Origin of the sequence: Serratia sp. Je.1.23.a, from assembly GCF_051129805.1 — a bacterium.
GTDB classification, from domain to species: domain Bacteria; phylum Pseudomonadota; class Gammaproteobacteria; order Enterobacterales; family Enterobacteriaceae; genus Serratia; species Serratia liquefaciens.
Map to the genome: position 1 here is coordinate 746,248 of NZ_JBCPSR010000002.1, position 12,454 is coordinate 758,701.

Annotated in this window: 12 protein-coding genes; 1 reads left to right on the forward strand and 11 read right to left on the reverse strand. The window is 55.4% G+C overall.

Features of this window, described 5'->3' with window-relative positions:
• The first annotated feature begins 6 nt into the window (after positions 1–6).
• Positions 7–1,401: a Re/Si-specific NAD(P)(+) transhydrogenase subunit beta gene (gene pntB / locus AAZT04_RS11300; RefSeq protein WP_041414583.1), complete on the forward strand. Its 1,395-nt coding sequence runs from the start codon at positions 7–9 to the stop codon at positions 1,399–1,401.
• Between the two features lie 53 nt (positions 1,402–1,454).
• Here the strand turns inward: pntB and uspE are convergent, their stop codons facing one another.
• The 11 genes from uspE to AAZT04_RS11355 form a co-directional block, all read right to left on the reverse strand.
• A complete protein-coding gene (uspE, locus tag AAZT04_RS11305) occupies positions 1,455–2,417 on the reverse strand; it encodes a universal stress protein UspE (RefSeq protein ID WP_020827051.1) in 963 nt (320 codons plus the stop codon).
• A 127-nt stretch (positions 2,418–2,544) separates the two neighbouring features.
• Positions 2,545–3,309 carry an FNR family transcription factor gene (locus AAZT04_RS11310; protein ID WP_012145310.1) on the reverse strand — a complete coding sequence of 255 codons (765 nt, stop codon included), beginning with the start codon at positions 3,307–3,309 and terminating at the stop codon, positions 2,545–2,547.
• A 422-nt stretch (positions 3,310–3,731) separates the two neighbouring features.
• A complete protein-coding gene (gene ogt, locus AAZT04_RS11315) occupies positions 3,732–4,256 on the reverse strand; it encodes a methylated-DNA--[protein]-cysteine S-methyltransferase (protein ID WP_046373441.1) in 525 nt (174 codons plus the stop codon).
• 211 nt (positions 4,257–4,467) lie between these two features.
• Complete coding sequence (locus tag AAZT04_RS11320) at positions 4,468–4,779, reverse strand: hypothetical protein (RefSeq protein WP_020827049.1); 312 nt, start codon at positions 4,777–4,779, stop codon at positions 4,468–4,470.
• Between the two features lie 326 nt (positions 4,780–5,105).
• Positions 5,106–5,960 (reverse strand): tagatose bisphosphate family class II aldolase, encoded by an 855-nt coding sequence (locus AAZT04_RS11325; RefSeq protein ID WP_262258924.1) that lies wholly within the window; start codon positions 5,958–5,960, stop codon positions 5,106–5,108.
• Between the two features lie 9 nt (positions 5,961–5,969).
• The gene (locus AAZT04_RS11330) at positions 5,970–7,136 is read right to left on the reverse strand and encodes an SIS domain-containing protein (RefSeq protein WP_048758748.1); all 1,167 of its coding nucleotides are present in this window, start codon (positions 7,134–7,136) and stop codon (positions 5,970–5,972) included.
• 26 nt (positions 7,137–7,162) lie between these two features.
• The gene (agaR, locus tag AAZT04_RS11335; protein ID WP_046373443.1) at positions 7,163–7,933 is read right to left on the reverse strand and encodes a transcriptional repressor AgaR; all 771 of its coding nucleotides are present in this window, start codon (positions 7,931–7,933) and stop codon (positions 7,163–7,165) included.
• A 332-nt stretch (positions 7,934–8,265) separates the two neighbouring features.
• A complete protein-coding gene (locus tag AAZT04_RS11340; protein WP_262259171.1) occupies positions 8,266–9,174 on the reverse strand; it encodes an ROK family protein in 909 nt (302 codons plus the stop codon).
• A gap of 18 nt (positions 9,175–9,192) precedes the next feature.
• On the reverse strand, positions 9,193–10,476 hold the full coding sequence (locus AAZT04_RS11345; RefSeq protein ID WP_046373444.1) for a Gfo/Idh/MocA family protein: 1,284 nt from the start codon (positions 10,474–10,476) through the stop codon (positions 9,193–9,195).
• A gap of 19 nt (positions 10,477–10,495) precedes the next feature.
• Positions 10,496–11,608, reverse strand: a complete 1,113-nt coding sequence (locus AAZT04_RS11350) for an ABC transporter ATP-binding protein (protein WP_434680074.1) — start codon at positions 11,606–11,608, stop codon at positions 10,496–10,498.
• Between the two features lie 22 nt (positions 11,609–11,630).
• On the reverse strand, positions 11,631–12,449 hold the full coding sequence (locus AAZT04_RS11355; RefSeq protein WP_044551448.1) for a carbohydrate ABC transporter permease: 819 nt from the start codon (positions 12,447–12,449) through the stop codon (positions 11,631–11,633).
• Positions 12,450–12,454: the final 5 nt, after the last annotated feature.

Below are 12,454 nucleotides of genomic sequence, written 5' to 3' on the forward strand. Positions count from 1 at the left end.
TAGCACATGTCTGGAGGATTAGTTACAGCTGCATACATTGTTGCCGCTATTTTGTTTATCTGCAGCCTGGCGGGTTTATCGCGCCATGAAACGTCCAAGCGGGGCAATCTATTTGGTATCGCAGGGATGGCGATTGCGCTGATCGCCACCATTCTCGGGCCGGATTCCGGCAACGTGGGCTGGATCATCATCGCGATGATTATCGGCGGTTCTATTGGGGTCTATCTGGCGAAGAAGGTCGAAATGACCGAAATGCCAGAGCTGGTGGCGGTACTGCACAGCTTTGTCGGTCTGGCGGCGGTACTGGTGGGCTTAAACAGCTATCTGGATCACGGTGCACCGATGGAGCCGGTGATGGAAAACATCCATCTGACCGAAGTGTTCCTCGGTATCTTTATCGGTGCGGTGACCTTTACAGGTTCGATTGTCGCCTTTGGTAAACTGCGCGGTATCATCTCGTCCAAACCTTTGGCGCTGCCAAATCGCCACAAAATGAATCTGGCGGCCCTGGTCGTCTCCTTCCTGCTGCTGGTGGTGTTTGTTCGTGCCGATAGCGTGGGCTGGCAGGCAGTGGCATTGGTGCTGATGACTGCTATCGCGTTGGCGTTTGGCTGGCATCTGGTGGCTTCCATCGGCGGTGCAGATATGCCGGTGGTGGTGTCGATGCTCAACTCCTATTCGGGCTGGGCAGCGGCAGCGGCGGGCTTCATGCTGAGTAACGATCTGCTGATCGTGACCGGGGCATTGGTAGGCTCTTCGGGTGCCATCTTGTCTTACATTATGTGTAAGGCGATGAACCGTTCGTTTATCAGCGTAATCGCCGGCGGCTTCGGTACCGACGGTTCTTCGACCGGTAATGCGGAAGAAATGGGTGAGTATCGCGAAACGACCGCGGAAGAAGTTGCCGAGCAGTTGAAGAACTCCACTTCGGTGATCATCACCCCAGGCTATGGCATGGCGGTCGCTCAGGCGCAGTATCCGGTGGCGGAAATCACCGAGAAACTGCGCGCGCGTGGCATCAAAGTACGTTTCGGTATTCACCCGGTTGCCGGGCGTTTGCCTGGCCACATGAACGTACTGCTGGCTGAAGCCAAGGTGCCTTACGACGTGGTGTTGGAAATGGATGAAATCAACGAAGATTTCCCTGATACCGACACCGTGCTGGTGATTGGCGCTAACGATACGGTGAACCCGGCCGCGCTGGAAGATCCGCGTAGCCCGATCGCCGGCATGCCGGTACTGGAAGTGTGGAAGGCGCAGAATGTGATCGCCTTCAAGCGTTCGATGAACACCGGTTACGCCGGCGTCCAGAACCCGCTGTTCTTCAAAGAGAACACCCAGATGCTGTTTGGTGACGCCAAAGAGAGTGTGGAAGCGATTCTGCGAGCGCTACAGGCGTAACGCGCAGGCAAATAAAAACGGGCCCTTGGGCCCGTTTTTTTATGCGTCAAATATCAGTCTTCGTCATCGTGCTCATCATCTTCGTCAACTTCGATCGGACAGTTGAAGTTTTCTGGCTTGATCACCAGCAGGTCACATTTCAGATGGTCGATCACATGTTCGGCGGTATTGCCGATAAACGCCGCCGAGATGCCGGTACGGCCCAAGGTACCCAATACCACGACGCCCGCTTGCAGGTGCTCGGCCAGATCGGGGATTACCTCTTCCGGCAGGCCTTTTTCGACGTGGGTGAACTCTTCGTTAATGCCGAATTTCTGTCTTAACGCCTTCATGGCAATCAGATGCTGTCCGCGGATGGCATCGTTATATACGCTGGGGTCAAAATCAGGCAGCTCGATGGCGATATTGATGGGGGTGACGGGGTAAGCGCCGACCAGATGCACTTCCGTTTGGTTGACGTTATGCGCCAACTCAACGGTCTCCTGCACCAGTTTGATGTTCAAGGGATCGTGATAGGGTTCTTCACTGGCCAGGTTGACCGCAACCACCGCTTTACTGCCTTCAGGCCAGGGCTGATCTTTGACCATCCACACCGGGCACGGGCATTTGCGTAACAGATGCCAATCGGTTGGGGTGAAAATGACGGATTCAAGACGGTCGTGTTGGTGCGCCATTTTTAGCAGCAGATCGTGCTTACCGGCGATCACTTCCTGAATAATCGCCTCATAAGGGCGGTTATGCCAGACCACTTTGATTTCAATGGGCACGCCTTCGTCAAGATAAAAACGACATTGCTCGGTGATCCAAGCGGCGCGTTGACTGATAACGCCTTGCCGCATTGCCGTTCTTTCGTCCGGCGAGAGCAGGGTCGTCATCTCGTAAGAGAAGTCATAAATAGGCAGGAAGGCCTTAATGCGCCCGCCATTGCGTTTTATCAGGTATACCGCCCGGCGCAGCGCCGGCTGGTCGTCCTGATTGGGGTCAATAGCCACCAGAAGATTCTGATACTTCGCCATAGGGCCTCCTTACAGCTGAAAATCAACAGTCTGTCAATTTACAGAGTAACCCAACATTGAAAAACAGAACAGCGGCAGAGGTGTGCTGGGTCAATAATTCTGTCGAATGATTAACCCAGCATAGGGATCAGGCGTTTACGGTGACGTTAATGCGTGGCGTGCCGGCCAGCACAGACAGGGCATCGACGTTTTCGATGGTGATGTATTTGCCTTTAACGCTGAGAATTTCGCTTTTCTGGAAGCGGCCCAGCAGGCGACTGATGGTTTCAACCGTCAGGCCGAGGTAGTTGCCGATATCGCCGCGGGTCATGGTCAGGCGGAACTCGCGCGGTGAGAAACCCCGCTCCGCAAAGCGGCGCGACAGGTTGTAGACGAATGCCGCCAGACGCTCTTCGGCATTTTTCTTCGACAACAGCAGGATCATGTCCTGGTCACCTTTAATCTCGCCGCTCATCAGACGCATGATCTGTTGGCGCAGATTAGGCATTTTACCGGAAAGGTCATCCAGCGTTTCGAATGGGATTTCGCATACCATCGAGGTTTCCAACGCCTGAGCAAAGCTTGGGTGCTTCAGACCGCCGATAGCATCAAAACCGACCAGATCGCCCGCCAGATGGAAGCCGGTGATTTGCTCGTCACCCTGTTCGGTAATGGTGTAACTCTTGATGGTCCCGGAGCGGATAGCGTACAGCGATTTCAGTTCATCGCCGGCCTTGAACAGGGTCTGGCCCTTCTGGATAGGCTTTTTCCTTTCGATAATGTTGTCGAGCTGGTCCAACTCGTGCGCATTAAGAGTAAAAGGAATACACAGCTGGCTGATACTGCAATCCTGACAATGGATCGCACAACCACCAGACTGGATACGACGAATCACGCGTTTTTCCGGGATCATAGATTACGCTCATTCAATAATTGATATGCGTCAATTTTAACATCTTTTCCGGCAGGTGATAAGGGTAGCATTAATAAGAACGGGGGCATTCTGTGCGAATATTAAGCAGGCTTGCAGCCGATTGTTCTGTAGCTGGCTGAAATATTTCGATTTATTTGCTAGTTACGCCAAGGGACGGTCGACGCGGTTGGTTCTCCCTATCCGCAAGAAATGAGGGGTAGCGCAGCGTATTTTTCAGTAAGCAGCATTTAACCCTGCCTTTTGAGCGCCTTTTTGCGGGTTGAGATCAATTTTTATACACATTGTTACGGTTACACCTCTGAGGATGTACAGCCTGCATCAACTTTATCGCCGGACTACGTTCCTCATTAATAAGCCACCGGAATAGCCCATAGTGAGCTGCGCTATTCCGGTGGGTTGAATTAAAGCAGATCGTTTTGCAGGTAGCCTTCGTGTTTCAACAGCCACTGTTTACGCTGAACGCCACCGGCATAGCCGGTCAATGCGCCCTGTGAGCCAATCACCCGATGGCAGGGCACTACGATGCTGATGGGATTGGAGCCGTTGGCCATCCCCACCGCACGGGACGCCGTTGGGCGTCCAATACGCTTAGCCAGTTCACCGTAGGTGATGATCTCGCCGCACGGGATCTGGCGCAGTTGCTGCCAGACACTGCGCTGGAACTCAGTGCCGGCCGTCATGACCGGCAGATCGTTGATCACATCCAGTTCACCGGAAAAATAGCGCTGCATGGCATCGGTAAGACCACCGGGGTTAGCTTTGTCCACCAGTTGAAAACGATCGGCTCGGTAATGGGTATTCAGCAGCTTCATCAGGCGGGTTTCGTGTTCCGTCCAATCGATAGCGCGCAAGCGGTCCTGCTCATCGGCAATCAACACCAGTTCACCCACCGGCGTCGCCATACGATCAATAAAAAAAGTCTGCATTATGATCACTCCTCTCGTTTGATGGGCAGATTATTGCACGAAACCAGGCGGGACGATGGCGGATTCCGGACATGAAGATGGGCAACCTCAGGTTGCCCATACTGACGACTGAAAAATGAGTGGGGTTCAAATAGGCTTATTTATAAAATAAATTTATAATATATCAATAATGTTTATCACCCCAAGCAGGGTTAACAATAAAATGCCTCCATTATTTATAGCTGATGGTGATATTTTTCAACCGGTCGTTATTATTGATTATCTCGGTGGTCACGTTGGAAACTAATTCTGGTGGCATATTGTTCAATGAGGTAGTGATAGGGCGTTGACCCTGAGCCGATACCAAACCTGAACAGCGAGAAATGATTTCTTCATTTCTATGTTGGATAGTACAGGCCGGTGAGGTGATCTCGCCGATAAAGCGTATAGTACCGGAAGCCACGTGGTGGCTGGTTCGTTGAGCCGCCTGCAGGGTTGCGGGTAGCAGGGCCAATAGCATCAATGCCATGAGTGAATGGTTCATTATTAATTCCTTTTTAAAAATGAAACAGGAAAATAAAACAGTCCAATTAAACAAAAATCAATCAGGCAAGTTGATGATCGCCAAAAATCGAATTAGTCGCGCCCTCCTTGTAGAATGGTTTATATACTATTCTTAATGTTTATTCTTGATGAATTTGATAATAGGGAGGGGGGGCTGGCAAAACCATGATTTAGATCATAGTGAAGTCGGCTTAATGAATGACGAGGGAGTGTGGCGGTTTTACTGTGAAGCGCATCACGTTAAAAACTGGGGAGTGGCCGCAGTTGAAACTGAAACTACGGCCAAGCGTGGTGATTTATGCTGAGTTACAGCATGCCGCTGCTGCCGCAGATACGGATTTTCTCTGCCACCACTTCTTTCATCGCCAGCTTGCCGGGCACGATGTATTTACGCGGATCGTTGGCATCGGGATGTTGTGAAAAATAGCTTTTCACCGCGTCGGCAAAAGCGATTTTTAGCTCAGTGGCGACGTTGACCTTGCACACCCCTAGAGAAATGGCGCGTTTCACCATGGCTTCTGGAATACCGGATGCGCCGTGCAGTACCAGAGGAATGTCGACCTGCTCGCGGATTAGCGCCAGGCGGTCGAAGTCCAGCTTGGGTTCGCCGTGGTACAGCCCGTGAGCCGATCCGATGGCTACCGCCAGCGAATCGATGCCAGTAGCGGTGACAAACTCGCGCGCGGCGGCCGGATCGGTGAGGAAGCTGTCGGTGGAGTCGACAATCAGGTCATCCTCCTGGCCCCCGAGGCGGCCCAACTCTGCCTCAACGCTGGCGCCGTAGCGGTGGCACAATGCGACGGCCTCAGCCACTTTGGCGATGTTCTGTTCGAACGGCAGATGTGAGCCATCGATCATCACCGAACGAATGCCGCTTTTGACCTTGTATTCGATATCGTCCATCTCTTCGTGATGGTCCAGATGCAGCGCCAACGGCAGATCGTAACGGCGTGCGGCCGCCTGGCAGATACCGATCAAATAGTCGGTGCCGGCATAGCTGAAGGTGCCGGGCGTGCCGGCCATGATCACCGGTGAGCGCAATTCGGCGGCGGTCTCCGCCACCACCTGCACGGTTTCCAGATTATGGACGTTGAACGCCGGCACGGCATAACCCTGGCGTTGTGCTTTTTGCAGCATTTCCCGGTTGGATATCAGGTACATAGAGATTCCTTACGCCACAGAAGACGGATAACGGTAAATGGTGACGCCTTTAACCACCCGGTTAACCTCACCGGTCGGGCATGGGTTGTCCGGCGTCATGCCAAGCGCCAGCGAGCTTTCAAAGGCCAGCATTTGGGTGAATAACAGGTAAGGGAACAGCAGCCAGACGTCGTCTTCGGCGTGGTGCAGGTTCAGCATCATGTCCGATACCGGCTGCGCACTGCCGGTCAAGCCGACCATCTGCATCGCCAGACCATCGCGATGCAGTTCGTTCCACAAATCGCGATCGTATTGGCGGGCGTAGTCACCGCTGGAGAACATCAGCAGCACCAGCGTTTGGTCATCGACCATAAATTTGGGCCCATGGCGCAGGCCAAGCGGAGAGTCGTAGCGGGTGACAATCTGCCCGGCGGTCAGTTCCAGCATCTTCAACGAAGCCTCTTCCGCCAACCCGGTGAAACAACTGCCGCCCAGCGTGATGTAGCGTCGAAAACCGCTGGCTGCGAACGCTTTTACCTGCGGTTGCAGCGTTTCACGCAGTTCGCGGCAGCGCGCCACCATCGTCTCGAGTGGCCGTTGGGCCTCGGTAAGGGAGTGCGGCCCGAGCAACAGCGCGGCGGACAGCATCATGCAGCTGAAACTGGAAGTCATGGCGAAGCTTTGATCGTTGGAGCCTTGCGGCATCACTAACGAACAGACGTTCTCGCGCTGATGGGCATAGTGCGCCAATTGGCTGTCCGGGTTACAAACCAGCATCAGGTGATAACTTTCCGGCAGCAGTTGGTCGGCCAGTTCGACGGTCGCGACACTTTCCGGGCTGTTGCCGGAACGGGCAAAAGAAACCAGCAGCGTTGGGCGCGTCAGATCCAGATATTGGTGTGGGTTGGCGACGATATCGGTGGTGCCATAGGCCACCACGTCACGACCGGTTTTTTCACGCAGCCAGGGTGCTAACGCGCGGCCGGCGAAGGCCGAGCTGCCCGCACCGCACAGCACAATCTGCAGGCGAGGATTGGCCAACAGCGGTGCCAGAAAAGGTTGCCACAAGGCTTGTTGCTCCTGCAGCTGTCGGTGCAGGGCGTCCCATAAATCAGGCTGTTGCCAGATCTCACGTGCGGTATGCAGCGCATGCCGTTGTTCCAGCCAGCCCGCATCGTAAGCAAAATAACCGTTCATGTTGAAAACTCCTTGAAAAGCCTCGGTTAACGGTCGGCGATAATCACGTCGACACCTAAATGGTTCAGCGCATGCAGGTAGTTTTCCGGGATGCGGCTGTCGGTGACCAAACGCTGGATTTGGCCAATTTCACGGATCATGCAAAAGCTGGTGCGACCGAATTTGCTGGCGTCTGCAACGGCGATCACTTCGCGCGCTACATCGCACATCGCGCGGTTGAGCTGCGCTTCACCAGGATCTGGCGTGGTGATGCCGCTGAGCAGGTCAAAACCGTCGACGCCGAGAAACAGCTTGTCGAAACGAAATTGTCGCATATGCTGCTCCGCCGCCGGGCCATACAGTGACCAGGATTTGCGCCGTACGCTGCCGCCCACCACCATCAGATCAACCTGTTCGTTGTTGGCCAGTTCGAACGCGATGTTTAGCGCATTGGTCATCACCACCAGGTCTTTCTTGCCGACCAGTTGCTGCGCCATCTGGCTGGTGGTGGAGCCGGAGTCGAGAATGATGGCATCGCCGTCGTTAACCAATTCCGCCGCGGCGCAGGCAATAGCGTATTTCACGTCGCGATTGATGCGGCCCTTGTCTTGCAGCGGGCGGTCGAAGGCAAACTGTTTATTGAGCATTGCGCCGCCGTAAGCGCGCACCGCACAGCCGCTTTTTTCCAGCTGGCGCAAATCGCTGCGGATGGTGACGCTGGAAACAGAAAACTGGGCGCTGAGTTGCTCGACGCGCACCGAGCCTTCGCGACAAAGCTGGTCGATAATTAATTCCCGTCGTTTTACGGTATTTATCATTAACGCGTGACTCCCGATTTAGCTGTAGTCATACCCCGCCGCGGCGCAATGCGTCGCAGCTAATCTGACAGGAGTGCTTTCAGTTGTTCGTGGCAAATTACAGCAAACGAAACAATGAAATGCAACCGATAAATTTATAAAAATCTATATGTATCAACTGGTTATATTCGTTTTTGCTTTCGATTGGTGATCAACCGAAAGCGGCCGAAAAATAAAGTGAAAAGCGGTAATTCGTTATTTATCAGGCGGCAACTCACCGCCTGAGGTAATTTGTCGAAAGCAGGATGAAAGCCACGACATTCATTTATTCCCGTCTGGCGTTTCACTGTTTTTTATTGCCAGCTTTGGCGTAATAATGCCGCCCCTCGTACGCCGCTGCTGTCACCGTGCACTGGCGGATAGACTGTCGCCGGTTCGGTGCCCGGCAACAGCCAGGCGCTCATGGCCGGCGGTAGCAGGGCGTACAGCTCCCCGACGTTCGACAGTCCGCCGCCGAGCACGAAGGCGTCAACGTCCAGCAACAATTGCAGCCCTGCCAGGGCGCTGGCCAGAATATCGACGTACATCGCTATCAGCCGCTGTGCCAGCGGATCTCCATGCCGGTAATGGGCGATCAGCGCCGGTACGCTGTCGGCGCGGTGGCCGAAATGACGGCTTAGCGCCAGCAGACCGCTGCCGGAAACGTAGCGTTCAAAACAACTGGTCAGGCCGCAGTTGCAGGTAAACAACGGTAAATCGTAACGCTGCGCCAACTGAGCAGAGATCGGCGTATGGCCCCATTCACCGGCCAGCCCGTTACGGCCCTTGTGCAATTGCTTGTTCATCACCAGCCCGCCACCGGCACCGGTCCCGATAATGGCGCCGAAGACCAGCGCCAGATGCTCAGTTTGCGGCGTGCTGGCCTCGGAAAGGGCGAAGCAGCGACAGTCGTTTTCAATTTCAACCGGCCGCGCCAGTTCATGGGCCAAATCGTCCGCCAGGCAGTGCCCGGTGAGGCAGGGGACGTTAACCGCCAACTGCTTACGGCTGCGGGGGTCGGTCACGCCCGGCAAGCCGATGCCGATGCTGCCCTGGGTGTGCAGTTCGCGATCGGCATGATCGACCAATTGCTGGATACAGGACAAAAATGCGCGGTAATCGCCGGTAGGCGTGCTCACCCGTTGGCACAGCACCTGCCGCAATTGGCGATCGTAGGCCGCCATTTCAATCTTGGTGCCGCCGATGTCGAAACCGTAACGCATCTGTGATATTTCCACGTTTCAGGCTCCACTCAGGGTAATTACCGCAGATTCGCGGCGCGCGCGTTCCGCAGCGAAGACCATCAAATGGCTTTCCAGCGTTTCCGCCGGTCCGGACAGCACCTGCGATGGATCGTTAGTGCGGATCGCGTCAATGAAATGCTGCATCAGGTAGTAGTCGCCGCCGCCGTGGCCGGACATGGCATGCAGATCGTCGGCTTCTTCGACGTCGTACACTTTTTCAGTGTCGTCAACGAACGAAGTGATACGGATATAGCGACCGTCGCCCTCGAGGCAACCGTGGCTGCCGAAAATACGGGTTTTGCGATCTTCCAGTCGGGTAAAGGCGGTCATGGTGAAGGAGGCTGTGCGGCCACCGGCAAACTGCATATTGACCACCTGGTGATCGACCACGTTATTGTCGCAGCGGTAGACGCAGCGGCCATACTGACCGTCGCGCAGCGCCGCCTGCAGGTGTGATTGGCTGACCTCGGGCGTTAATACGCGCAGGAAGCCCGGCGTGGCCTTGTGATCGTCGCCAAGGTAAATACGCTTGGCGGAGTAAGGACAGCTGGCTTCCACGGCGCAGTCAAGGCAGTTGTCAGCCGCACCGGCAGGCTGGTTCTCCTGGCGAAAATGGCGTAAACCGCCGAACGAACTGATCTGTTCGCAGGGCAGTTCCATGATGTAACGGATCCAGTCAATGTCGTGACAGGACTTCTGCAGCAGCATAAAGGCGGCTTCATTGTCGTTGCGCCAGTTGCCGCGAACAAAGGAGTGTGCCTGATGCCAGTAGCCTACCGGTTCCAGATGCTGCAGGCTGACGATGTCGCCAATCACGTTATCGCGCAGCAGTTGCTTGAGTTTTTGGGTGTAGCGTGTGTAGCGCAGTACGTGGCCGACCGAGAAAATCAGCTTCTGACGTACCACCTCTTCAACGATGGTGCGACACTCGCTGGCTACCGGCGAAAGCGGTTTTTCCAACAGCATGGCATAACCCTGCTTGGCAAAGGCCAGCGCCGGTTCCAGGTGCAGGGTGTCCTGGGTGCAGATCAGCACCGCGTCGGCCAGTTTTCCGGCGTCGGCGGCCTGTTGCCAGTCGGTGAACACCTTATCCGCCGAAATACCGTGCTGTTCGACGAACTGCTGCCGATAAATATCACGCGGTTCGGCTACCGCAACTACCTGCATTAAATCCGGATGCGCCAACGCGTAGCGCGAGTAAATTTCACCGCGTGCCCCGGCGCCAATCACCAGAACCTGAACCGGACGACCGGCAAAACCATTTTGTTTAGCTGACGACATTGCTCGTTCTCCGATCTTGTTATTTGAGGTTTTGGCCGCTGATTTCATCAAACAGGTGCGCACGGGTCAGATCGAAAGCCAGATGGATCTGTTCTCCCAGACGTGGCTCCCAGTCTGGTTGCGACGCCATACGCAGCACAAAGCGCAGTTCAGCCAGTTCGCAGTGCAGCAGCTCTTCGTTGCCCATGCGTTCGATGGTGACAATCTTCGCCGGGAAGCAGTTGCTGCTGCCGGGCGCACACAGCCGAAGAGACTCCGGACGGATGCCCAGACACACACGCGGGTGCGGATAACTTTCCAGCTGTTGTTGCAGCGCCGGCGGCAGTTCGAGCGGATATTCATTGCCGATGCGCAGCCCAATGCCCTGTGCGCTACGAGTCACCGCCATGTCGTGCAGGTTCATCGACGGGCTGCCGATAAACTCGGCGACGAAGCGGTTAGCGGGCTGGTGGTACAGGTTAATGGGTTTATCCACCTGCATAATGGCGCCACGGTTCATCACGCAGATGCGGTCGCCCATGGTCATCGCCTCCACCTGATCGTGGGTGACGTACACCATGGTGGCGGCGGCGCCTTCCTGTTTCAGTTGGTTATGAAGTTCGATCAGTTGGACGCGCATTGAGACGCGCAGCTTGGCGTCCAGATTGGAAAGCGGCTCGTCGAACAGAAACACCTTGGGTTTGCGCACGATGGCGCGGCCGACCGCCACGCGCTGGCACTGTCCGCCGGACAGCTGACCCGGTTTGCGCTGCAGCAGGTTGGTGATCTCCAGCTTTTCGGCGGCATCACGCACCCGACGGTCAATTTCGGCTTTGCTTTCCTTGCCGATCAGGCCGAACGCCATGTTCTTGTAGACCGTCATGTGCGGGTAAAGCGCATAGTTCTGGAACACCATGGCGATGCCGCGATCTTTTGGCATGGTGTCGTTGACGCAGCGATCGTGGATCAGGATCTGGCCTTCGCTGACGCTCTCCAGCCCGGCGATTATGCGCAGCAGGGTAGATTTGGCGCAGCCGGACGGCCCGACGAAGACCATAAACTCGCCGTCTTTAATGTCCAGATCGACCCCGTGCAGCGCATTGAAACCGTTGGGGTATACCTTCTTCACATTGTTTAACTGAATACCGGCCATGTTATTTACCTTGTGTTCGCGGTTAGCCTTTTACCCCAGCGCTGGCGATGCCCTGGATGAAGTAACGTTGGAAAAGAATGAACAGCATCAGCATGGGGATCACTGCCATCAGCGCCCCGGCCATCAGTAGCGGATACTCCACCCCGGCGCGGCTCGACAGCGACGCCAGCCCGACCGGCAGCGTCAGCTTCTCGGTGGTGGTGTTGACGATCAGCGGCCACATCAGGTTGTTCCAGCTCCACAGGCCGTTGATGATGATGCAGGCGATAATGCCAGGCCGGATCAGCGGCAGCATGATGCGCCAGAAGATGGCGAAGTAGCTGTAACCGTCAATCAGTGCGGCTTCCTCCATCTCCTTCGGTACCGCGAGGAAGAACTGGCGCAGCAGGAAAGTGGCATAAATACTGAAGATGCCCGGCAACACCAGCCCGGTGATGCTGTTCACCAGCCCCAACTTTTGCACCACCAGAAATTGCGGGATCAAAAAGGCTTGCCCGGGCACCATCAGGATGGAAATACACACCAGAAACACCGCATCACGGCCGCGAAAATGCAGGCGCGAGAAACCGTAGGCGGCCATGGTGGCGATCACCATTTGCAGGGTGACGGTGAAAAAAGTGGCCAACAGCGAGTTCAGGTAAAAATCGGCGAAGGGGATTTCGCGCATGATCTTACCGTAGGCCTGCAGGCTGGGGTGGGCCGGCAGCAGCGTCAGCGGGATCTGGATACTCTCGGCCTGAGTTTTCAGCGAGGTGACCAGCATCCAGATAAACGGCACGACCGAAGCCAACGCCGCCAACACCATAAACAGATACACCAGCGTTCTTTTACTTATGCTCATCGTCG